23 protein-coding genes and 2 riboswitches are annotated in these 23,912 nt (G+C 35.3%); of the genes, 18 read left to right on the forward strand and 5 right to left on the reverse strand.

The features are described from left to right. The first annotated feature begins 79 nt into the window (after positions 1 to 79). Both H7350_RS15995 and H7350_RS16000 read left to right on the forward strand, forming a co-directional pair. Complete coding sequence (locus tag H7350_RS15995; RefSeq protein WP_204346930.1) at positions 80 to 598, forward strand: hypothetical protein; 519 nt, start codon at positions 80 to 82, stop codon at positions 596 to 598. Positions 599 to 652: 54 nt separating this feature from the next. Continuing rightward, positions 653 to 1,648 carry an App1 family protein gene (locus H7350_RS16000; RefSeq protein ID WP_338105785.1) on the forward strand — a complete coding sequence of 332 codons (996 nt, stop codon included), beginning with the start codon at positions 653 to 655 and terminating at the stop codon, positions 1,646 to 1,648. Between the two features lie 121 nt (positions 1,649 to 1,769). On the opposite strand, the gene H7350_RS16005 is transcribed toward H7350_RS16000, so the two are convergent. The 4 genes from H7350_RS16005 to H7350_RS16020 form a co-directional block, all read right to left on the reverse strand. Then, positions 1,770 to 2,384 carry a deoxynucleoside kinase gene (locus tag H7350_RS16005; RefSeq protein WP_204346931.1) on the reverse strand — a complete coding sequence of 205 codons (615 nt, stop codon included), beginning with the start codon at positions 2,382 to 2,384 and terminating at the stop codon, positions 1,770 to 1,772. A gap of 2 nt (positions 2,385 to 2,386) precedes the next feature. Then, entirely contained in the window at positions 2,387 to 3,169 is a 783-nt protein-coding gene (locus H7350_RS16010) for a hypothetical protein (RefSeq protein WP_204346932.1), read from the reverse strand. Positions 3,170 to 3,336: 167 nt separating this feature from the next. Next, positions 3,337 to 4,014 carry a response regulator transcription factor gene (locus tag H7350_RS16015; protein ID WP_204346933.1) on the reverse strand — a complete coding sequence of 226 codons (678 nt, stop codon included), beginning with the start codon at positions 4,012 to 4,014 and terminating at the stop codon, positions 3,337 to 3,339. Then, positions 4,007 to 5,572, reverse strand: coding sequence for a sensor histidine kinase (locus tag H7350_RS16020; RefSeq protein ID WP_204346934.1), 1,566 nt, complete (start codon positions 5,570 to 5,572; stop codon positions 4,007 to 4,009). The genes H7350_RS16015 and H7350_RS16020 overlap by 8 nt, the downstream gene beginning before the upstream one ends. A 123-nt stretch (positions 5,573 to 5,695) precedes the next feature. On the opposite strand from H7350_RS16020, the gene H7350_RS16025 reads away from it, so the two are divergent. The 4 genes from H7350_RS16025 to H7350_RS16040 all read left to right on the forward strand — a co-directional run bounded on the left by H7350_RS16025 (position 5,696) and on the right by H7350_RS16040 (position 10,781). Continuing rightward, positions 5,696 to 6,064, forward strand: coding sequence for a hypothetical protein (locus H7350_RS16025; protein ID WP_204346935.1), 369 nt, complete (start codon positions 5,696 to 5,698; stop codon positions 6,062 to 6,064). An 11-nt stretch (positions 6,065 to 6,075) separates the two neighbouring features. After that, positions 6,076 to 6,924: a GLPGLI family protein gene (locus H7350_RS16030; protein WP_204346936.1), complete on the forward strand. Its 849-nt coding sequence runs from the start codon at positions 6,076 to 6,078 to the stop codon at positions 6,922 to 6,924. 122 nt (positions 6,925 to 7,046) lie between these two features. Beyond that, positions 7,047 to 7,961 carry a GLPGLI family protein gene (locus H7350_RS16035; protein ID WP_204346937.1) on the forward strand — a complete coding sequence of 305 codons (915 nt, stop codon included), beginning with the start codon at positions 7,047 to 7,049 and terminating at the stop codon, positions 7,959 to 7,961. Between the two features lie 69 nt (positions 7,962 to 8,030). Continuing rightward, a complete protein-coding gene (locus H7350_RS16040) occupies positions 8,031 to 10,781 on the forward strand; it encodes a carboxypeptidase regulatory-like domain-containing protein (protein WP_204346938.1) in 2,751 nt (916 codons plus the stop codon). Between the two features lie 150 nt (positions 10,782 to 10,931). Here the strand turns inward: H7350_RS16040 and metK are convergent, their stop codons facing one another. Further along, positions 10,932 to 12,188 carry a methionine adenosyltransferase gene (gene metK, locus H7350_RS16045; RefSeq protein WP_204346939.1) on the reverse strand — a complete coding sequence of 419 codons (1,257 nt, stop codon included), beginning with the start codon at positions 12,186 to 12,188 and terminating at the stop codon, positions 10,932 to 10,934. A gap of 391 nt (positions 12,189 to 12,579) precedes the next feature. Continuing rightward, positions 12,580 to 12,704: riboswitch (SAM riboswitch) on the forward strand. Between the two features lie 121 nt (positions 12,705 to 12,825). Between metK and H7350_RS16050 the strand changes: the two genes are divergently transcribed. The 12 genes from H7350_RS16050 (at position 12,826) to H7350_RS16105 (ending at position 23,687) form a co-directional block, all read left to right on the forward strand. After that, entirely contained in the window at positions 12,826 to 14,118 is a 1,293-nt protein-coding gene (locus tag H7350_RS16050; RefSeq protein WP_204346940.1) for an O-acetylhomoserine aminocarboxypropyltransferase/cysteine synthase family protein, read from the forward strand. 75 nt (positions 14,119 to 14,193) lie between these two features. Then, positions 14,194 to 15,213, forward strand: coding sequence for an alpha/beta fold hydrolase (locus H7350_RS16055; RefSeq protein ID WP_204346941.1), 1,020 nt, complete (start codon positions 14,194 to 14,196; stop codon positions 15,211 to 15,213). Further along, entirely contained in the window at positions 15,176 to 16,249 is a 1,074-nt protein-coding gene (locus H7350_RS16060; RefSeq protein ID WP_204346942.1) for a homoserine dehydrogenase family protein, read from the forward strand. The genes H7350_RS16055 and H7350_RS16060 overlap by 38 nt, the downstream gene beginning before the upstream one ends. Positions 16,250 to 16,252: 3 nt before the next feature. Beyond that, the gene (locus H7350_RS16065) at positions 16,253 to 17,422 is read left to right on the forward strand and encodes a trans-sulfuration enzyme family protein (protein WP_204346943.1); all 1,170 of its coding nucleotides are present in this window, start codon (positions 16,253 to 16,255) and stop codon (positions 17,420 to 17,422) included. Positions 17,423 to 17,445: 23 nt separating this feature from the next. Beyond that, the gene (locus tag H7350_RS16070) at positions 17,446 to 17,856 is read left to right on the forward strand and encodes an RrF2 family transcriptional regulator (RefSeq protein ID WP_204346944.1); all 411 of its coding nucleotides are present in this window, start codon (positions 17,446 to 17,448) and stop codon (positions 17,854 to 17,856) included. A gap of 126 nt (positions 17,857 to 17,982) precedes the next feature. Continuing rightward, positions 17,983 to 18,243 (forward strand): DUF2061 domain-containing protein, encoded by a 261-nt coding sequence (locus H7350_RS16075; RefSeq protein WP_204346945.1) that lies wholly within the window; start codon positions 17,983 to 17,985, stop codon positions 18,241 to 18,243. Then, a complete protein-coding gene (locus tag H7350_RS16080; protein ID WP_204346946.1) occupies positions 18,240 to 18,860 on the forward strand; it encodes a phosphoadenosine phosphosulfate reductase domain-containing protein in 621 nt (206 codons plus the stop codon). Before H7350_RS16075 ends, H7350_RS16080 begins: the two co-directional genes overlap by 4 nt. Before the next feature lie 9 nt (positions 18,861 to 18,869). After that, positions 18,870 to 20,960 carry a HEPN domain-containing protein gene (locus H7350_RS16085; protein ID WP_204346947.1) on the forward strand — a complete coding sequence of 697 codons (2,091 nt, stop codon included), beginning with the start codon at positions 18,870 to 18,872 and terminating at the stop codon, positions 20,958 to 20,960. Between the two features lie 8 nt (positions 20,961 to 20,968). After that, entirely contained in the window at positions 20,969 to 21,736 is a 768-nt protein-coding gene (gene cobA / locus H7350_RS16090; RefSeq protein WP_204346948.1) for a uroporphyrinogen-III C-methyltransferase, read from the forward strand. Between the two features lie 6 nt (positions 21,737 to 21,742). Then, positions 21,743 to 22,318 (forward strand): precorrin-2 dehydrogenase/sirohydrochlorin ferrochelatase family protein, encoded by a 576-nt coding sequence (locus tag H7350_RS16095; protein ID WP_204346949.1) that lies wholly within the window; start codon positions 21,743 to 21,745, stop codon positions 22,316 to 22,318. A gap of 1 nt (position 22,319) precedes the next feature. Next, positions 22,320 to 23,369 carry an NAD(P)/FAD-dependent oxidoreductase gene (locus tag H7350_RS16100; protein ID WP_204346950.1) on the forward strand — a complete coding sequence of 350 codons (1,050 nt, stop codon included), beginning with the start codon at positions 22,320 to 22,322 and terminating at the stop codon, positions 23,367 to 23,369. 24 nt (positions 23,370 to 23,393) lie between these two features. Then, entirely contained in the window at positions 23,394 to 23,687 is a 294-nt protein-coding gene (locus H7350_RS16105) for a rhodanese-like domain-containing protein (RefSeq protein ID WP_204346951.1), read from the forward strand. 76 nt (positions 23,688 to 23,763) lie between these two features. Then, positions 23,764 to 23,883: riboswitch (SAM riboswitch) on the forward strand. Positions 23,884 to 23,912: the final 29 nt, after the last annotated feature.

Genomic DNA, 23,912 nt, shown 5'->3' on the forward strand with positions numbered 1-23,912 from the left:
CATCGTGGCTTTTTTGTGTTATAATCAGGTGTTTTTACCTAGTTGTATTTTGTTTAATTCCCATAATTTTATGAATCAAATGGAGGATTCAAATACTGTACAGCAACTTTTAAAAACACTACAAGATTTTCAGGTTGTCAAATGTAATATGCATCATGAACGTGTGCTTACCGACTTGAGCAACAATCCGATGTATAGGAAACAAGATGATACTATAATTTTTGATCGTGTTAATTTATGTCCGATGAAAGATCGAAAACTGCGATTAGGCTGTGCACATTCACCTGTGAATATAAATTTTGAGCGACACTTAAAATGTTTAGCTGCTGAACTGCCTGAACTTCAAGATCAGATTTTAAATTTTACATCACAGTTTAAAACTGTCGTTAGTAAAATTTACATGCTGGATCATAATGTTGGTCATATAGAGCGTGATTTGGCAATGTGTAAGTTAAATTCAGATGACTCAAAACAAGAAAAACTTAATAGGAATCTTGAAGATTTAAAAGTACAACATCGATTGTTTATGACTCGTCTTTCGGAAATTAAGTCTGATATAGAGGGACTTATAGTGGCTGATCTTAATTACAGTAATTAATAAGTCTATAATTTTTATGATTTTAGTATCTTGAACCTCTAATACAATCTATTAGTGTTCAAAAAAGATTCTTTACAAGTAATTACATTTCAAAGTTACGGAACAGATACGCACTTTTATATGCGAGGACGAGCTTTAGAAGATGAAACTATTAATCTGGAACAAAAGGGCTTATTTGGTTTATTTATTAATTCGTGGAAACGATTTGAAACCGATGAAATTAAACATACCGAGCTCAAAATTTCTCTTCCTAATAAAACCATCTTAAAAACATTTACAGATGATCATGGCTACTTTAAGATTGATGAGCAAATTAACGGATTAAGTGATCTGGCAAATGAAGAAGGCTGGCTTAATTTTGAAGTCGCTTATAATGATGTAAACATTAAAAGGGAAATTAAAAATGCCAATCGTTTTCCAGGAGAATTATTAATTCCGAGTCCTCATTCCGATTTTGGTGTCATTAGTGACATTGACGATACCATTATTCATACAGGAGTGGTGTCTACGCTTAAATGGAAAGTATTACTCAATAGTATATTTAAAAGTGCCGAAAGCCGTATACCTTTAGAAGGTGCTGCCGAGTTTTATCATCAATTACATCGCGGTGTTTCGGGAAAAAATGCAAATCCGATTTTTTACGTAAGTCATAGCCCATGGAATTTATACCGATATCTCGAATTTTTTTTAAAGCAGAATAAGTTTCCTAAAGGTCCTATTTTATTACGAAGTTTTAAGGATATTTTTAAAAAGAAAGCAGGTGATTTACCACAGAAGCACATAGAGATCATCAATATTTTAAAGACGTATCCTAAACTGAAATTTATTTTAATTGGTGATAGTGGCGAACATGATGCCGATATTTATATTCAGGTAGCTCATGAGTTTCCATCTCAGGTTGCTGCTATTTATTTGAGAAGTGTAAAGCACAAAAAGAAAATGCTTCGTGTGAAATCTCTTTTTGAAGACTATAATCAAACACCCGTATTATTGGTTGAAAGTAGTGCGCAAGCTATAGATCATGCAAGGCAAAATGGATTTATAAAATAGCAAGTTTTGCGTTAAGGATGGAGGCTTTGTTGGAGCTCTCCTAACAGGTGTGTTAGGAAGCGACTGCCGAGAGCCTGACTAAGACGTGCCAGCAGCAGGTCTTGGTAACGCCATCAATATTTTAGAATAAACCGTTAATTTGAGCATCAATTTTATTGATGATACCACCAAGGTCTTCGGGATTGGCTACAAAATCTAAATTATCTACATCAATAATTAATAAATTACCTTTGTTGTATCCATGAATCCAGGCTTCATAGCGCTCGTTTAAGCGACTCAGATAGTCGATGCTTATAGAGTTTTCATAGTCGCGGCCTCTTTTGTGAATTTGAGAAACCAGATTAGGAATAGAACTGCGTAGGTAAATCAATAAATCGGGACCTTCAACAAAACTTTCCATGAGGTCAAAAAGGGACCTGTAATTTTCAAAATCGCGATTGGTCATTAAACCCATGGCATGAAGGTTAGGTGCAAAAATATGAGCATCTTCATAAATGGTTCGGTCTTGAATAATATCTTTCCCACTTTGACGAATTTGTGATACTTGACGAAATCTGCTATTTAAAAAATAGACTTGCAAATTAAAACTCCAGCGTTCCATTTGGTTATAAAAATCATCTAGATAAGGGTTGTCTACAACATCTTCAAGTTGAGGTTCCCATCTGAAGTGTTTAGCGAGTAACTTTGTGAGTGTGGTTTTTCCAGCACCAATATTTCCTGCGACAGCAACGTGCATATTTAATTGATTTTTAGTTGGTATTTATGAAGTTTTTTAGAATCGTAAATATACAAGGTTTCATTGGTTAGTAAAAACTGATTTATTAACAATTTAGGCGTATTTAAAGGAAGGATATCTTGGCTTTTTTTCGATTTGAAGAACAGAGATGTGTCTGCTTTTAAAATGATATTTTCATTATGTGTTGCTAATGCTGTGTAGCCTTTGTTTTCAATTTTTGATATTAAACTTCCAAAGTATGTATACTGGTATACATATTTTTCGGTGAGCATCCAGCAATAATTGTAATCACTTTTTAAATCCAGAACATTAGATTGTACAGGTACTGTTGTTGCTCTAATCTTATCGTTTTTATAATCATACAGCTCTAACTGCTGAAGGTCTTGATTGAAAATCCAGATGGTATTGTCGTAACCCGTAGAAACATGCGATATGTTTTTATAAGGGTGTTTGGTGTTGAAATCGACTTTGAAAATTTCTGCAAGGCGATTATCCAGGATGATGATGGTATTAAAGTCCTGATAAAACAAATTAATTTTTAAAGGATTGAAAGCATTAACCGATGTCGGTACACCCAACTGTACGTTGCTGTAATTTATAGTGGGTTGATCTTTTGGTTTTTTATACAATGCAGTATTGTAGGTATAGTAAACAGTTTCAAAATTATCTATAGCAATGATTTGATCGGCTTGGATTGCAGTAGAGTCAACAGCAGTGAGCTCAATTTGTGTTTGTGCAAAGCTGAGAGTTGTAACTAATAAAATGAAACTTCTAATAGATGTCATATATGCAATAGAACGGATGATGAAATCGAAAAGTACAAAAATTGAACCAATCTATATAAAATAAAAACACCTTAGCGATATTTCGTTGAGGGTTATAATTTCATTCACTTATATCATGATATGTAAAAAAGTACAGAGGCGCTCTAGTTTTAATCAATAAAATCTAATTAACTTATGAGTTTGTAGCCATAACCGCGCACATTAATGATTTGCACCGAAGTATCTTTGTTTAGTTTTTTACGAAGTTTAGTGATAAAAACGTCCATGCTACGAGCTGAGAAAAAGTCGTCATTTCCCCAGAGTTTATTCAAAATAAGTGAACGATCTAAAACCTGATTTTTGTTTTTTACCAAATGAAATAATAAATGCGATTCTCTGTGTGTGAGTTGCTGAGTGTTGTCTTCAAAATGTAACAATTGCCTAGGGAAATCAAAAGTGTAAGCCCCAATTTGAATCACATCGGCTGTTTTCTGAACGCGACTGCGATTGAGTAAATTATTAATCCTGACAATGAGTTCTTCCATGCTAAAAGGCTTCTTGAGGTAGTCGTTTCCGCCAACTGAAAATCCTTCAACAACATCTTTGGTTTGAGATTTTGCCGTCAAAAATATGATGGGAACTGTGTCGTCAATCGCTCTGATATCTTTGGCTAAAGTAAATCCGTCTTTTTTAGGCATCATGACATCAAGTACCAATAATTCAGGGGTTTCTTTTTGAAATGTTTGTAGCGCAGTATCACCATTATCGCAGAGTAGTATAGTAAAGTCTCGGGTCTCCAAACTTTCTTTAATAATTTGCCCTAATGCAGGTTCGTCTTCAGCAAGTAAAATGGTAGTCTTAGACATTTGGTAGCGAAATATTAAAAGTTGTTAGTTTGTTTTTTAGATCTAAACCGATAGAGCCATTGTGTTTTTCAATAATAGTTTTAGCATAATATAAACCAATACCATAACCTTTCACATCATGCGTGTTTCCTTTTGGAACCCGATAAAACTTCTCAAAAATTTGATCTTTATTGGCGTTTGATAAGGAGGTTCCGTTGTCAGTTATAGCGATATCAATTTGAGATTTACTAGACTTAAGCGACACTTGTATAGTATCACCACCATACTTATACGCATTATCAATGATATTATTTATAGCGTTTTCAAAATGAAAGATGTCAACATTGGCAAAAACATCTGGCGCTATACGAGTCGTAATGGTCTTGTTAGAATGCTGTAGTTTAAATTTTGTAGTCATGTTTGTTATTACATCTGAAATATTATAATTGTCAATATTGAGCTTCAGATTATCAGTATCTAATGTTGCGGTTTCTAAAAGCTTTTCTACCATAGTATTTAATTTAGATAATTGATCCTGAGACATATCTAAATAGGTTTTGGTTTTGGCTCTGTCTTCAATTGCATTAAAATTTTGAATGCTTTCTAATGCCACGCCAATAGTTGCTATAGGTGTTTTAAACTCATGTGTGATATTACTGATGAGGTCGTTTTTTACTTCAGCGAGTTGTTTTTGGTGTTTAATAATACTTAATAAATAAAAAAGGCAGCTAATGACGGCAAGTACTAATAGTGAAGAAATTAGAATGCCCCAAATGATGCGTTTAAAAATGTCGCTAGAGACATTGCTAAACAAAAGACTGAGTTCACTGTGCTTAGGTAAAAAAGTTGACTTAGATGTTGTCACCAAATGGTTGGCGTAGGTTTTTGGATCTAATACTTCAATATTTTTTTCATGAGTATTGTAATAGTCAATATCGTTTGAAGGATCAAGATATTTAATGGTATAATCGATATTGATGTCTTTTCGTCGGAATTCAGATTGCAAAAGTGTATCGAGACCATGTAATGACAATGAATCGGTCGTCATTGAAATAATGACTTTAGAGGTTAAGAATTTAAAATCTTTTTCAGATAAATCTATAACACCTTCTTTTTTTGAATAGGTCGAAAATGAATCTATTTCAATACTTTTAAGCTGCGGATGTTGCTCATTACTAAAATGTATCTGACTTTTCAGGTGCATCTCCTCTAAAATAGAATCAGCTTTTACGCCTTTAACTATTGAAATACCTTCCATAAGATTTGTAGGTATAGAGTCAATACTTCCAAAGCCATCCGTATCATTAGATTCAATAGATTTTAAGATGCTATCAAATCGTCCTGTGCTCAAAAAATCCTTTTGAGACATCTCTTTAATACTAAATCCTATGGTGCTATTTTCTGCGAGATTGGCATAATAATCATCTACAGCTTTATCTAAACTTACCTGTACATCATTAATGACTTGTTGTTTGCTAGTGAGATAGTTTTTGTAATTCCAGTAAGCTTGAATACCTATAGTGGATATAATAACTATAATAATCACATATAGGATATAACTATATTTCGAATCGTTCATAAGTCAAAAGTAAATGTTAAAACCCTTAAAAACTAATCGGTTAACACACGTTAACACTGGTTAACTAAAAAGCGAAACAGTGATTATTAAATTTGTGAAGTATTAATCATTATATCAAAAAACATGAAAACAGTTATTACAATTATCGGACTTCTAATTACAACACTTGGTTTTAGTCAAACGAATAACATTGAAGCTAATTTTACAACACAAGACACTAAAATAAGAAATTTGAACGTCTCTGTATCTGTTGATTCTGCTGAAGATGTTGCCTCTACATTTAATATGAAAGACATCAAAACCATTTTAAATGAAGTCGCAGATAACGAAGACGTGTCATTTGAAATTACGTGTAATGGCGATGTCATGTCAAACGGAGCAAAAAGTACAGTGTCATATCGCGTTAACGGAAACACTAAAGACATAAAAGGGTTTTTAAAAAGTGTAAAGAAAATTAGAAAGGCGGCAATCAAATATTACAACAATAAATAAATTTAAAACAGATGAAACTACTAGTCAAATTAATAATCGTATCAACACTTTTATGTGTAACAAAAGTAAATGCGCAAGAATTTCAAGGTGTAGCCACATATAAATCTAAACGTAAAGTAGATATCAAATTAGATAGCACGCAAATGGCATCAGGAATGGCCGAACAAATGATGGAGATGCTTAAAAAGCAGTTTGAGAAAACTTATATACTAACGTTTAATAAAGAGGAATCTGTTTACAAGGAAGACGAAGCATTATCGGCACCACAACCTCAGGGAATGGAAGTAGTTATGGTGTCAAGCGGAGGATCTGATGTGCTTTATAAAAACATTCAGGAAAAGCGATACACCAATCAAAATGAATCCTTTAGTAAGCTGTTTTTAATTAAAGATGATTTAAAAGCTATTGAATGGACTTTAGCTTCGGAAACCAAAAATATTGGAGATTATACCTGCTTTAAAGCTACAACAACACGAGAAGTTGAAGTTGTTGAAAGTGGTATTAGTATCAATGGAGATAAGGATTTGAGTACTGCAGATAAAGAACCAGAAATGAAGGAAATAACAATCACTGCTTGGTATACACCTCAAATTCCTGTAAGTGCTGGGCCAGGAAATTATCATGGTTTGCCTGGGTTGATATTAGAAGTGAATGATGGTAGCGAAACGGTTATTTGTAGTAAAATTGTAATCAATCCTAAAAATGCATCAAACATTGTTGAGCCTAGTAAGGGGAAGGAACTCACTCAGGACGCTTATGATAAAATCATGGAGAAAAAGCTAAAAGAAATGGAAGAGCGTTTCAAATCCAATGGTAGAGATAGAGATGGTGAAAATATTGAGATTAGAATTGGAGGCTAATATAAGTCGTACTTTAAGAAAATTTTAACCTTTTAAGATTTAACTATTTAATGGTTTTAAAGTCTATTATAGCATAGAAAGAGTTAATTTTAACTTTATAACGATTTAGACTTCAAAACCGAATGAAACATGTAACCATCAAAATAAGTAGCATTCTATTCATGTTGCTTGTATCACTAAACCTTATTGCACAAGATTTTCAAGGTCAGGCTATTTACCAAACCAAAACCACTCTGGATATGAGTAATTTTGGTGGAGGGCAAATGAGCGACCAGCAAAAAAAGCAAATTGCAGAGCGAATGAAGAGTATGTTAGAAAAAACATACATACTTAACTTTAATCGTAGCGAATCAACTTATAAAGAAGAAGAAAAACTCGATGCTCCTGGTGCTGGAGGTGGTCGTTGGAGAGGTATGATGAGTAGTTTTACAGGTGGACCACAATACAAAAACATCAAAGAAAATGTGATCTTACAAGAACAAGAGTTTTTCGGGAAATCATTTTTGGTAAGAGATTCACTTCCAAAACTGGAATGGAAACTAGAAAATGAAACCAAGCAAATCGGACAATACACCTGCTTTAAGGCTACAACAACAAAGCCTGTTGATGAAATGGACTTTATGAGAATGCGTAGACGTGGCGGACGAGATAATGACAATAAAAAAGATGACGAAAAAAAGGAGGGAGAAACTACTGCCGATTCAACAAAATCAACATCTACCAATATTTTTGACGACGTAGAAGTTCCTAAGTTTGTTATCGTAACGGCATGGTATACACCACAAATTCCTGTTAGTGCTGGACCTGCCGATTATCATGGATTACCAGGTTTAATTTTAGAAGTTCAAGCCGATAAAACAGTGATGTTATGCACTAAAATTATAATGAATCCGCAAGACAAAGAAACCATCGAAAAACCAGAAAAAGGAGAAGTGGTTACTCGTGATGAATACAATCAAATCATGAAAGACAAAATCGAAGAAATGCGAGAAATGTATGGCGGACGTGGTAGCGGCAGAGGTGGTCGCCGAAATTAAAACATAATCAACAATTAAAGTTTCAGTTTTTCAAAACGAAAAGCAATATTGAAACAAAACCCAATCCAAATGAAAAATATTTATTTACTAGCGTTACTGCTTGTAACGAGCATAGCTAGTGCTCAAATCACAGTTCAAGGTGTCGTTAAAGACAGTATTGGAGCGCCTTTAGAATTGGCAAATGTTATAGCCATTAATAAAGAAACTAAAGCGATGGCTTCCTATGCCATTACCAACGACCAAGGACGTTTTAAACTCGATTTAGAAAAAAATAAAACCTATACCGTTCAAGTGAGTTACATTGGTATGAAAACACTTTCTGAAGAGATTTCTACCAAAGAAGAAAATATTTCAAAGGATTATACACTTCAAAATGATAATGCATTAGCAGCAGTCGAATTAACCTACGAAATGCCTGTGACCATTAAAGGCGATACGCTGGTTTACAATGCCGATTCTTTTAAAGATGGCTCCGAACGAAAACTCGAAGATGTCCTGAAAAAATTACCTGGCGTCGAAATTAATGATGACGGACAAATAGAAGTTGAAGGAAAAGTCGTCAATAAATTGATGGTCAACGGGAAAGATTTTTTTGATGGCGATTCTAAACTAGCAACAAAAAATATTCCGTCGAATGCCGTTGATAAAATTCAGGTGTTACGTAATTATTCTGAAGTCGGACAATTAAGTGGTGTTCAAAACAATCAGGATAATGTAGCCATTAATATCAAATTAAAAGAAGGAAAGGAAAATTTCTGGTTTGGCGACATTACTGCTGGTGCAGGAACCGCTCCAGATAAAGAATTATATTTAGTACAACCTAAACTCTTTTACTACAGCCCTAAATACAGCGTGAATGTTATTGGTGATATGAATAATATTGGCGAAGTGGCTTTGACCAATCGTGATATTAGAAACTTTGGTGGCGGATTTAGATTACCAAGTCAAAGTAGTGGAACCAGTATCAATTTAGGCGATAACGGCTTGGGAGGTTTAACTAATTTAGGAAATGCCCAGGAGATCGAAACAAAACTTGGTGCTGCTAATTTTAGTTATTCTCCAAATAAAGCTTTAGACCTTAGCGGATTTTTAATTTACAACAGTAGTCGACTAAGAACACGCGAAGAGAGCTTTGTTAGATATATTGATCCTAATCTGGGAATTCCTGATGAAGAAACCGTTCAAACTGGGCGAGAAGCTTCAAATCAGGGAATTGCAAAGCTAAGTGCATCGTATAAACCCAATGCTAATAATCAGTTAAATTATGATTTGCTGGGACGGCTTTCCAAAGATTCCGAACGACAAGATTTAGTGTCTTCAGTTGTTGGAAGCACCAATCAGTTAGACGAAGTTACGCCATTTAGTGTCAATCAAAATCTTAACTATTACTATACCTTAAATGATAAAAATATTTTTGCTCTAGAAGCACAACATTTAATTAAAGATGAAGATCCATTTTACAATGCCTTATTAGCAAACGATCCAACAAATAATGAAGACGATCCTCAGGATCAAGACGCTTTTGATAATACAGCTTCAGCTTTAGGGTTTGATAGAGACCAGTTTGGCTACAATCTCAATCAGGATAGACGAATCAAATCCAATCAATTAGATGCCAAATTAGATTATTACTACATCTTAAATAATAAGAGTAATATCAATCTCACCTTAGGAACAATTCTAAGTAATCAAAAATTTAACTCTAATATCTTTCAGTTTTTAGATGACGGTTCATTTTTTGATCCTGTGGCGACCTTAACCGATGACGATGGAAACCTACTTGCCAACGAAAATGATACAGAATACAATTTTAGTGATGTGTATTTAGGATTTCGTTATAGAGTTAAAACAGGAAAGTTTACTATCACTCCAGGATTTTCATTACACTCCTACGGAAACAAAAACACACAATTTGGAACAGAATATAAAGACAACTTCTTTAGAGCCTTACCAGAATTTGAAACCCTCATTCAGTTTAAAAAGAGTGAAAGTTTAACCTTCCGTTACAACATGACTAATGCCTTTACAGATGTGACGAGTCTTGCCGAAGGTTTAGTGCTAAACAGCTACAATAATATCAGTTATGGTAATCCAGAATTGCAAAATTCATTATCTCACAATTTGAGTTTAAGATATTTCAGTTTTAACCTGTTTAACTATACTAACGTATTTGCATTTGCTAATTACAGTAAAAATATTGATCAAATCAGAAGTTTAACAAATTTTGATAATGTCATACGAACAAGCTCCTATTTCAACTCTAATTTTGCAGACGAATCTGCGAGTGTTTTCGGACGTGTTGAGCGTACATTTAAAAAGATAAGAGCGCGATTAGGTGTTAATTTTTCATATGCTAAGCGTAATCAATTTGTACAAGGAATACGTACCGTAAGCGAGAGTTTTACACAGCGCTACTCACCAGAATTGCGTACTAATTTTAGAGAAGCACCAAACGTACGTTTACGATATACTTATTCGGTTTCTAACAACGATCAAGGGACGTCTTCAACAAAATTTGTGACCAATTCGCCTTCTATCGAATTTGATGCTTATTTATGGAAATCAGTCACCTTTAGAACCGATTACACCTATACCAATCAAGATGATGGTGTCATGCCGTCGCAGTCGTTCCAAACCTGGGATGCGAGTTTGGCCTATAGAAAAGATAAAGATGCCAAGTGGGAATACGAAGTCAAGGCGTCAAACTTATTAGATATCGATTCTAATGTGAGTAACAGTTCGAGTAATATTTCTGTCTTTAACTCCGAAACCTTTATACAACCTAGGTTTGTGACCTTCAGAGTGATTTATACCTTATAGAAGTTGGGCGTTCCAACCATCGCTTTAGCAACGGTTGGCAGGCTTTCAAGGCTCGCTCTCTTTGAGGAGCTCAAACAAACCTTTCAATCCTTAACGCAAATAAAAAAGCCATCTTGTTAAAGATGGCTTTTTTATTTTATAATCTTAAAACTATGCTATTTCAAAAGCAGCTTTTACTTTATCTACATAATCTAATTTCTCCCAGGTAAATAACTCAACATCAAGAGTAACTGGATCGCCATTAGGTTGCTCAAAAGTTTTGGTAACGGTTTCACTATCGCGTCCCATATGTCCGTAAGCCGCAGTTTCGCTATACATAGGCTGACGTAATTTTAAACGTTCTTCAATGGCAGCTGGTCGCATATCAAATAGTTGTGCTATTTTTTCAGCAATCTCACCATCGGTAATATTAAACGGACAAGTGCCATAAGTGTCTACAAAAATAGAGGTCGGTTTTACCACACCAATAGCATAACTTACCTGTACTAAAATTTCATCACAAACACCTGCAGCAACCATATTTTTTGCAATATGACGCGTCGCATAGGCAGCACTTCTGTCTACTTTACTTGGATCTTTACCTGAAAACGCACCACCACCATGTGCACCTTTTCCTCCGTAAGTATCGACTATAATTTTTCGTCCTGTTAAGCCAGTGTCACCATGAGGTCCGCCAATCACAAATTTACCAGTCGGATTGATATGATAAGTGATATCATCATTAAATAAAACTTGAATGTGCTCTGGTAATTTAGCTACAACTCTTGGAATTAAAATCTCAACAATATCTTTTCTAATCTTAGCCAGCATAGTGTCATCATCTCCAAACTCGTCATGCTGCGTCGACACCACAATAGCATCAATACGTTGCGGCACATTATCGTCACTGTATTCAATGGTTACCTGACTTTTAGAATCGGGACGTAAATAAGTAATGTCTTTATTTTCACGTCTTAAGTCGGCAAGCTCTCTTAAAATACGGTGCGATAAATCTAAAGCCAAAGGCATGTAGTTATCGGTTTCACGAGTGGCATAACCAAACATCATTCCTTGGTCACCAGCACCTTGTTCTTCTTTACTGGCTCTGTCAACGCCACGATTGATGTCTTCAGATTGCTCATGAATGGCCGAAAATACACCACAAGAGTTGCCATCAAACATATAAGCACTTTTGGTGTAACCAATTTTATTAATGGTGTCTCTGGCGATTTTTTGAACATCTAAATAGGTGTTCGATTTTACTTCACCAGCCAATACAACTTGACCTGTTGTGACCAAAGTTTCACAAGCCACTTTTGACTCGCGGTCAAAGGCTAAAAAATTATCTATTAATGCGTCACTAATTTGATCTGCTACTTTATCTGGATGTCCTTCAGAAACACTTTCCGAAGTAAATAAATATGCCATAAATCCCTTTAAATTTTTATTAGTTATAGAAAAATTAATTGAGATTGCTCAGTCGCTAGAGAAGTTGAAAACTAACTGCTTTAGCATTTTTTTATGAGGTTGCAATCAGAACAAATTTTTCCTCTTTAATCGGCAACAAAAGTACAGATATTATTGAAACTAGAAAAGAATGTTTTACAAATAAGACTTTTGTCACTTACACCTGCTAAAAATGAGATTAATAACAAGTATCTAATTTTTAGAATAAAAAAGCCTTCAAAATCATAATTATAGAAAATATTTCTGTTTTATTGCGATTATGTTAATTATTTAGAAAAATTTTCGGTTTGATTTGGATTATTGAAATTTATGTTGCAATATTTGTGCTCACAAAGTTCAATAACTTACTGAAATGTTATCAAGAAAGGTGGAGAGATTAGACTCGCTGAAACCTTAGCAACCCTTAAATTTATTAAGAAGGTGCTAAATTCTACTTGAAAGCACGATTCATTTATCGTGTAATCGGATAGATAACTCAAACGTAATTACTCTTCTGTAATTTACGGTTTTCTTTTTAACATTTTTCTATTAAGTACGCTTCTCATGAGGCTTATTTGGCTTTTGTTTTAATTAGTATTTAACTCAAAAACTTAGAAAAATGAGTACACAAAAATTCGCAACAAAAGCGTTGCACGCAGGACACGATGTTAATCAAACAGGAGGAACACGAGCGGTTCCAATTTATCAATCTACGGCTTACGTTTTTGATGATTCAGATGATGCCGCTGGGCGTTTTAATTTATCGGTTCCAGGATTTATTTATACGCGTTTAAATAATCCGACCAATGATATTCTAGAACAGCGTATTGCCGCTCTCGAAGGTGGAATTGCAGCCGTTGCTACAGCTTCAGGAACTGCAGCAATTTCAACCACATTATTAACGCTTTTAAAAGCTGGTGATCATATTGTAGCTTCTAATAGTTTGTATGGTGGAACCTATAATTTATTAAGTGTAACCTTACCAAGACATGGGATTACAACAACTTTTGTAGACCCATCTAACCCTGAAAATTTCGAAAAAGCGACTCAGGAAAATACCAGAGCTTTTTTCGTAGAATCCCTTGGTAATCCAAAATTAGATGTATTAGATATCGAAGCTATTGCTAGTCAGGCCAAAGCTCATAAAGTGCCTTTTATTGTTGATAATACTGTAGCAACACCATATTTGCTGAATCCAATTGATTATGGCGCTAACATTGTTATTCATTCGTTAACCAAATATATCAATGGTAACGGAACGTCTCTTGGCGGAATCATCGTTGACGCAGGTACGTTTGACTGGACCAACGGTAAATTTCCAGAGTTTACTGAGCCTTCAGCTGGCTATCATGGTTTAGTTTACAGTGAAGTTATTGGAGATGCCGCGTTTATTGCAAAAATTAGAATTGAAGGTCTTCGTGATTATGGCGGAGCTTTGAGTCCGTTTAATGCCTTTCAAATTATTCAAGGGCTTGAAACCTTAGAATTACGCATCAAAAAGCATAGTGAAAATGCCCTCGAATTAGCCCAATGGTTGCAAGAACAACCTGAAGTCAATTGGGTCAATTATCCTGGATTAGAAACCAGTAAATACAAAGCTTTGGCTGAAAAATATTTACCAAACGGACAAAGTGGTATCGTGACCTTTGGTGTTGAAGGCGGCTACGAATCGGCGAAAACTATTGCCGATACGACTAAGCTATTTTCACTTTTAGCTAATATTGGCGATACCAAATCATTAATTATTCATCCGGCAAGTACAACGCATCAGCAGTTGAGTGATGAAGCTCAGGAAACTACAGGTGTGACTAAAGACTTAATTCGCTTGTCGGTTGGTATTGAAAATATCGAAGACTTAAAAGCCGATTTAAAAGAAGCTTTCGAAGTCGTTAAAAAAACAGTATTAGCTTAAAACATATTTGTTTGTGTTCAATTGATGCTACGTACGATTTTAGTGCGTGGCATCTATACCTTTTAAAATTTACGAATGGCAGCATTACAATACATATCAATTTCAGAATTTGAACTCCCGTCTGGTGAGCATCAAACGATTGAATTGTCCTATCAAACTTTTGGGCAACCTTTACATGAGGCACCCATTGTGATGGTCAATCACGCGTTGACGGGAAATTCTAATGTCTGCGGAAAAGAGGGTTGGTGGAATGATTTAATCGGTAGTAACAAATGTATCGATACTAATGTTTATACCGTTTTAGCGTTTAATATTCCTGGAAATGGATTTGATAATATTGAAGCCCATCTCATCGACAATTATAAAGATTTTACAGCACGTACTATTGCCGAAATTTTTGCAATCGGATTAGAAACCTTAAATGTTACATCACTTTTTGCTGTGATTGGCGGATCGGTTGGTGGTGGAATTGCCTGGGAACTGGCAGCTTTAAAACCTAATTTGATTACGCATTTAATTCCGATTGCTAGCGATTGGAAATCTACCGACTGGCTTATTGCTAATTGTCATATTCAGGATGCGATTTTAAATCATTCGGAAGCGCCCTTAGCCGATGCTCGTATGCATGCCATGACCTTATACAGAACACCAGAATCTTTAACTCAAAAGTTTCAACGTACCGAAGTTTCTAAAGCACGTTTTAATGTCGAAAGCTGGTTGGATTATCACGGGAAAGCACTTAACAAACGCTTTAATTTATCGGCTTACAAACTGATGAACCAGATTTTAAGAACCATTGATATTACTAAAAACAGAGGCGCTCTAGATGACGTTGTTAAAACCATAAGTTCGCATATTCATATCATAACAATTCCAAGTGATTTATTTTTTAAATCTGAAGAAAACTGGGAAACTTATGTAGATATCAAGCTTATAAAAGATAATGTCAGCATTTCTGAAATTAAATCTATTCATGGTCACGATGCGTTTTTAATCGAATACGAACAGCTTATCAAGTTTTTAAAACCCATTTTCGAATCTAATACTTATATCAAAAATGAAAAAAATTCACATCGTCATATTCGGAATAGGTAATGTTGGAAGCACATTAATTGATCAGATTAATAAAGCAAAATCTCGACTTAGAAGCGAGCAATCTATAGATGTATATATTCCTATTGTAGCCAATTCAAGGTTGGTGTTTTTTGAGGATAACTCCATGACAAATACATGGGAAAGTGATTTTAGCAGATTTTCAAATCCGTATCAATTGGATGAGATTATTCAGTATATAAATGAAAATAAATATGATCATGTCATTGCTGTAGATGCTACAGCTAGCTCTGATTTTGTTCAGCATTATAATGCTTTAATCCAAAATGGGTTTCACATCGTTTCAGCTAACAAGATTGCCAATACTTTAGCCTTAGATTTTTATGATGCTTTACGTCAAAACTTAAAAGACAATAATAAAAAGTTTTTATATGAAACTAATGTTGGTGCTGGATTACCAATCATAGAAACCGTCAGAAATGTTTATAATTCTGGAGATACAATTTCAAAGATTAGAGGTGTGTTTTCTGGTTCATTGAGTTACATGTTTAATACGTTTTCTTCGGAAGATGTGCCATTTTCAGAAGTGCTTTCCAAAGCAGAAGCCTTAGGCTTAACCGAACCTGATGCGCGTGAAGATCTTTCAGGAAATGATGTTGCCAGAAAATTGCTCATTCTTGCTAGAGAACTCAACTTAAAGGTAGAGTTTCAGCAGATTCATATAGAATCCTTAGTGCCAAAACAACTCAACGGAAAGACGAGTTTGAATCAGTTTAAATCACGAATTAAGGAGTTAGACCAACCGTTTGGAGAACGAAAATTAAGTTTGCAAAAAGATCAGGTGTTGCGTTATATAGGCGAATTAAATGTTGCTGATGAAACCTTAGAAGTGAAGCTTGTTTCTGAAGAAAAGGAATCGGCACTCGGACAATTAAAAGGTTCTGATTCACTGTTTGAAATTTTTACTGAAGCCTATGGCGATCAACCTTTAGTGATTCAAGGTGCTGGTGCCGGAAAAGAAGTCACCGCAAGAGGATTACTATCTGATATTATTAAGCTTTCTAACCAATTACATTAAGTTATGAGTACTGAAAATTTTGAGACTATTGCTATACGAACACAATCGGAACGTTCTCAGTTTTTAGAACATTCTACACCGCTATATTTGACGTCAAGTTTTGTTTTTGAAGATGCCGAAGATATGAGAGCATCGTTTTCCGAAGAAAAGCAACGAAACATTTATAGCCGATTTACAAACCCAAATACTTCTGAGTTTGTTGAAAAGATTTGTAAAATGGAAGGTGCCGAAGCAGGTTATGCCTTTGCGACAGGAATGTCTGCCGTGTTTTCAACCTTTGCGGCTTTATTAAATGCTGGAGATCATATTGTGTCGGCAAGAAGTATTTTTGGTTCGACTCACGGACTCTTTACTAAGTTTTTACCCAAATGGAATATTGAAACAAGTTATTTTGATGTCAATAATTTAGATAGTATTGAAGCGCTAATTCAACCTCAAACCAAAATACTTTATGCTGAGAGTCCAACCAATCCAGCTGTCGATATTCTCGATTTGGATCGTTTGGGTCAGATAGCCAAAAAGCACAATATTTTACTAGTCATTGATAATTGTTTTGCAACACCATATTTGCAAAATCCGATAAAATTTGGAGCCGATTTGGTCATTCATTCTGCAACCAAATTAATTGATGGTCAAGGTCGCGTTTTAGGAGGTGTTACCGTTGGAAAAGCAGATTTGATTCGGGAAATTTATCTGTTTTCAAGAAATACTGGACCAGCTCTGTCACCATTTAATGCTTGGGTGTTATCTAAAAGTTTAGAAACTTTAGCCGTACGATTAGAAAAACATTGTGAGAATGCTTTAAAAGTAGCCGAGTTTTTAGAAAAGCATCCTAATATTAATCTGGTAAAATACCCATTTTTAAAATCACATCCACAATATGACATCGCGAAAAAGCAAATGAAATTAGGAGGTAATGTGGTCGCTTTTGAAGTTAAAGGTGGCTTAGAAGCAGGGCGTGAGTTTTTAAATAGAATTGTATTGTGCTCATTGTCGGCCAATTTGGGTGATACACGAACCATTGTAACACATCCAGCATCAACGACACACTCTAAACTTACCGAAGCTGATCGCTTAGAAGTTGGCATTACAGATGGTTTGGTGCGTATATCGGTTGGTTTGGAAAATGTTACAGATGTTATTGCCGATTTAAATCAGGCTTTAGAATACTAATTTAAAAAAGTATCTTTGGACATATGCTTTCAAAGAAAACAAAATACGGTATCAAAGCACTAACTTTTTTGGCTAGACAAAATAGTCGGAAGCCTGTTCAGATTGCTACGATTTCAAAAAGTGAAAATATTTCGGTGAAATTTTTAGAAAGTATATTATTAACGCTTAAAAAAAATGGCATCTTAGGATCAAAAAAAGGCTCAGGAGGCGGTTATTATTTACTTAAAGACCCAAAAGATGTGCCTATGACTTTAGTAATGCGTGTTTTAGAAGGACCTATTGCGATGGTGCCATGCGTGAGTTTAAACTATTATGAAAAATGTGATGATTGTCCAGATGAAGGTACATGTGCTGTACATCGACTAATGATTCAGATACGGGATAACTCACTTAAAGTGTTCAGAAATACCACATTAGCAGATCTTGCGAATTAGCATATTCGCAATAAAAACCAAGAATTTTTAACAGATTAACACTAGTTTTTTAAATAATATGCTATAGGTTTGTATTAGTATCCTACTAAATCGATAGGATAATTATAATAACAGATAAAATTACTTATGAATACAGTTATACAAAACACTGAAATTGTAAATAAGAACCAGGTTAAAGACACTGGTTCTGGAGAAAAAATAAAACGAACTTTAGCTAAAACTATAAGCTGGAGAGCTTTAGGAACACTTTCAACAGTCGTGATTTCCTATATCATTACAGGCACCTTGGCGTTGGCATTTTCAATTGGCTTTATAGAGTTGGTTTCAAAATTAGTGTTGTACTATGTTCATGAACGTACATGGAATAAAATAACATGGGGAAAATGAAACACTTAGATCTAGAAATTTTAAATAAGTCGCTAAGAGATAAAACGCCCGACGAAATTATTAAATGGGCTTTAACGCTTTCAGAAAACAGAATCGTAACCACAAGTTTTGGGGTGTATTCTGCTATTTTGCTCAGTACTATGAGCAAGCATGATAAGGCGATAAAAGTGGTTTGGTGTGATACTTTGTATAATTCACCAGACACCTACAAACATGCTGCTCACTTGATTAATCAATATGATTTGAATATACATCAGTATCAATCTTTAATGAGTAAAGAAGATATTGATGCCACTATTGGTTTACCTAGTTTAGAAGACGATAATCATGCGCAGTTTTCCGAAGTTGTAAAACTAGAACCTTTCAGGCGCGCTTTACAGGAACATCAACCAGATTTATGGTTTACAAATATTAGAGTACGCCAAACCGAGTTGAGAAATAAAAAAGATATTTTAAGTTATAGCAAAGACGGAATTTTAAAAATCAGTCCGTTTTACTACTGGACCGACTATGATTTAGACAATTATTTAGAAGCACATAATTTACCTAAAAATCATAGCTACTTTGATCCGATAAAAGCCTTGAAAAATAGAGAGTGTGGGATTCATCTCCAATAAATTAATGGTATGCAAAGTTTTAGAACCGAAATAGAAAACCCTGTTGTAGAGAAAGATATTATCGAACTGGCTCACAAAATTGAGCTGTTTCATAATGGTAAAATCGATGAAGAGAAGTTTAGAAGTCTTCGATTGGCAAGAGGTGTGTATGGGCAACGACAGCAAGGTGTGCAAATGATTCGCATCAAGTTGCCTTATGGTAAGGTTCTAAGCAATCAATTGCGAAGAATTGCAGATGTTTCTGATGAGTACTCTCGCGGACGCTTACATATTACCACTCGACAGGATATTCAAATTCATTATGTCGATTTAGATCGTACACCACAACTTTGGGCCGAATTAGAACGTGATCAGGTAACTTTAAGAGAAGCCTGTGGCAATACGGTTCGTAATGTAACCGCAAGTGAAACTGCAGGCATAGATGTTAACGAGCCTTTTGATGTGTCACCATATGCCGATGCCTTATTTCGTTTCTTTTTGCGTAATCCGATTTGTCAGGAAATGGGCCGAAAGTTTAAAGTGTCTTTCTCTGCTTCAGATGAAGATACCGGACTTTCTTATATGCATGATTTGGGCTTTATTGCCAAAATCAAAAATGAAGAAAGAGGCTTTAAAGTCATGTTAGGAGGTGGTTTAGGATCACAGCCCAGACATGCTGATGTATTATATGAATTTTTACCTAGTGATAAAATTATTCCTGTGATGGAAGGTGTTTTGAGAATTTTTGATCGGCATGGTGAACGAAAAAGTAGGGCGAAAGCTAGATTAAAATTCTTAATTAAATCCATAGGTTTAGAGGCTTTTAAAACTTTAGTCGAAGCGGAACAAAACGCCATTGAATTTAAGTCGGTAGCCATTGATGCTGAGGCTTATCAGACTTCAACGCCAGTGTCGGTTAGTGCTCCAAACATAGAAATAGATGATTCATCTGATTTCGAATTATGGAAAGCAACGAATACCATTCCGCAAAAACAAAACGGATACGTAGCCATAGGAATCAAAGTGTTACTTGGCGATTTCTATACAGACAAGGCCAGATTATTATCAGATCTGGTAGATCAATACGCTGCTGGTGAAATTAGATTGACCTTACGTCAGAATATTTTGATCCCGTTTGTAAAAATAGATTTACTACCTCTGTTTTATACCGAATTAAAAAAACTTGGCTTTACAGAATTGGGCTATAATAAAGCCGTTGATATTACAGCTTGTCCAGGAACCGATACGTGTAACCTGGGAATCGCAAGTAGTACAGGAATTGCCGAAGAGTTAGAGCGTATCATAAAAACGGAATATCCTCACTATTTAAACAACGACGATTTAGTCATTAAAATTAGTGGTTGTATGAATGCTTGTGGACAGCATAATATGGCAAATATTGGCTTTCAAGGGATGTCTATTCGTACTAAAGATAAATTAGTTTTGCCAGCACTTCAGGTCTTATTGGGTGGTGGTAATAAAGGAAACGGACATGGTGTTTTTGCCGATAAAGTTGTTAAAGTGCCGAGTAAAAGAGGTCCGGAAGCCTTACGCAGAATTCTCAATGATTATGAGCAATTCGCCAGCAATAAAAAGTTCGAAGATTACTATGCTGAGAAAGGCGAAAAATACTTCTACGAGCTCCTGACTGATTTGTCCAGTATAGAAAACCTAACACAAGATGACTTTATAGATTGGGGTAGCGAAACAGCTTATGTCAAAGCTATCGGAATTGGTGAATGTGCTGGTGTTGTCATAGATCTTATTGCGACGTTGTTTTTAGAAAGCGAAGAGAAAATCGATGCTGCAAAACAAGCATTTTCTAATAAAGTTTACTCAAGTGCCATTTATTATGCTTACAGTTCTATGGTGAATTCTGCTAAGGCGGTTTTACTATCTGAAGGTATTACAACCAATTCTCAGGCAGCAATAATCAAACAATTTGACGACGGTTTTGTTGCTACTAAAAAAGTGAATTTAGGTCTGCCATTTTCAGATGTGATTTATCAAATTAAAGTACATGCACCTACCGAAAAGTTTGCACAGGCATACACTCAAAATGCGAAAGAATTTTTAGAGGTCGTACGAGCGTTTAGAGTTCAAGACCTTAGTGAAAAATGAGACATCTTATGAGTACTACAGCAAAATTAACCATAGTTGGTGCAGGTCCAGGTGATGCAGAACTCATCACAATCAAAGGTGTTAAGGCTATTCAATCTGCTGATGTGATTTTATATGATGCACTCATAAATAACGATTTATTAGACCATGCTTCGCCTAGTGCTGAGCTCATTTTTGTAGGTAAACGAAAGGGATGTTATGCCTATCAACAAGATCAAATTAATGAGCTTATTGTAAGCAGAGCCAAAAGTCATGGTCATGTTGTAAGACTAAAAGGAGGCGATCCGTTTGTTTTCGGACGTGGTGCCGAAGAGATCGATTACGCCAGACAATTTGATATCGAAACCCATGTTGTTCCCGGTATTTCATCGTCGATAGCTGTTCCGGCTTATCAGGGAATTCCTCTAACAAAACGTGGTGCATCAGAAAGTTTTTGGGTCATCACCGGAACGACCAAATCACATCAAATATCGAAAGATATTGCATTAGCAGCACAGTCATCTGCAACAGTAGTGATTTTGATGGGCATGGGAAAATTGACTGAAATTGTTCAGATTTTTTCTTCGGAAAATAAAAGCGATACGGCTGTGGCTGTGATTCAAAATGGAACGACCGAACGTGAAAATGTCGGAATTGGAACCATAGGAACCATTGAATCAATAGTTGCTCAAAAACAATTGTCATCACCTGCAATTATTGTTATTGGAGCCGTCGTGAATGAACGTGTAGCACTCAGTTCGATTTGTAAACAATTTGAAACACAAGTAACTAAATAAAATTCCATGGAGCGTAACAACTTATATCCCATATTTTTAAAAATGCACGCCTTAGAAGTACTTATTGTTGGAGGAGGACACGTGGCTTTGGAGAAGTTAACATTTTTGCTAAAATCAAGCCCTACAGCTAACATCACAATGGTTGCACCATCTTTTAAAGATGAAGTTCTAACCATTGCTAAAGCCTATCATATTAAATTATTCCATCTCGCTTATGAAGAATCCTTTTTATGCGATAAGGATTTAGCGATTGTTGCCACTGATAGACCTGAGGTGAATCATCAAATTTATAAAGATGCAAAACGTAGAAATTTGCTAGTTAATGTGGCAGATACGCCAGAGTTATGCGATTTTTATCTCGGAGGAATTGTAACAAAAGGCCATGTGAAAATTGCTATTTCTACCAACGGAAAATCGCCAACTACAGCCAAACGCTTAAGGCAGTTTTTTGAAGCAGTTATTCCGGAAGATATTAATCATATGGTTCAAAATTTAAATGCATATCGAAAAACAATCAAAGGGAATTTTGAGGCTAAAGTTTCGGCTTTAAATAAAATTACTGAAAACCTAATAAAAAAGTAAAATGATACATACAGATATATTAATTATTGGTGCCGGACCAACAGGCTTATTTACAGTTTTTGAAGCTGGCTTATTAAAGTTAAAATGTCATCTTATAGACGCTTTACCGCAACCCGGAGGTCAATGTTCAGAGTTATATCCCAAAAAGCCTATATATGATATTCCTGGATTGCCAGAAATTTTAGCAGGTGATTTAACCAAAAATCTCTTAGAACAAGGAAAGCAATTTCAGCCAGGTTTTACCTTGGGAGAACGTGCTGAAACCATTGAAAAGCAAGCCGATGGGAGTTTTGTGGTTACGACCAATAAAGGAACGCGACATCAAGCACCAGTAGTTGCTATTGCTGGCGGTTTAGGTAGTTTCGAGCCTCGAAAACCACTAATTGATAGTATCGAAAATTTTGAGGATAAAGGCGTGGCTTATTTCATTAAAAACCCTGAGCGCTACCGAAATAAACGTGTAGTGATTTCTGGAGGTGGTGATTCTGCATTAGACTGGAGTATTTTTTTAGCTGATATCGCTTCAGAAGTCACATTGATTCACAGACGAAACGAGTTTAGAGGTGCATTAGATTCCGTAGAACGTGTTCAAGAATTAAAATTACTGGGTAAAATTAATGTGATTACTCCTGCTGAAGTTACCGCAATTCATGGTGATAATCATGTGGAAGCAGTCACTGTTACTAAAGATACTCAGCAAACTTTACTTGAAACCGATTATTTCATTCCACTATTCGGACTCTCACCAAAATTGGGACCTATAGGAAATTGGGGATTGGATATCGAGAAGAATGCCATAAAAGTTAATACTTTAGATTATCAAACCAATATCCCTGGGATATATGCCATAGGCGATGTTAATACTTATGAAGGGAAGTTAAAACTCATTCTTTGTGGTTTCCATGAAGCGACCCTAATGTGTCAGTCAGCGTATAAACGACTTCATCCCAATAAGAAATTTGTCTTAAAATATACAACCGTAAGTGGTATTAACGGATTTGATGGTTCTAAAAAAGAAGCACCTAAAGCCGTAGTAAAAGCCATAGTCTAATTTCATAAAGCAGATCGTAAAATCATGAACATACCAAATCAAGAATTTGAACATATTCAAGAATACTTAGATAAAGGTGCTATTGTCTTAGATGTAAGAACAGAAGCCGAATATAATGAAGGTCACGTAGATGGCGCCTTACACATTGTTTTAGATGAATTGGAAGATGAAATAGAGCAATTAACAGCGCTACAAAAACCAATTATTACCTGTTGTAGAAGTGGCGCACGAAGCGAACACGCAAAGGATCTCCTGCTGGATTATGAAATCGATGCAATTAATGGAGGACCTTGGCAAAATGTGAAAAGTTATCTCTAAATTTATTTAGACTTTTAAATTTTTATATTTAAAATTTAATGCGTTAATTTACACCTCAGTTCATATAATTATTGATTTGTTATCATGAAAGGCAGAGGGAATAGACCCAGTGAAGCCTTAGCAACCCTTTATTTTAAAGAAGGTGCTAAATTCTACCTAAATCTGATTGGATTCAGAAATTTAGGACAGATAAACAACACAGAAGTAATTCTCTTACTTTCCTGA

Origin of the sequence: Psychroserpens algicola (assembly GCF_014526325.1) — a bacterium.
In the GTDB taxonomy this organism is placed as follows: domain Bacteria; phylum Bacteroidota; class Bacteroidia; order Flavobacteriales; family Flavobacteriaceae; genus Psychroserpens; species Psychroserpens algicola.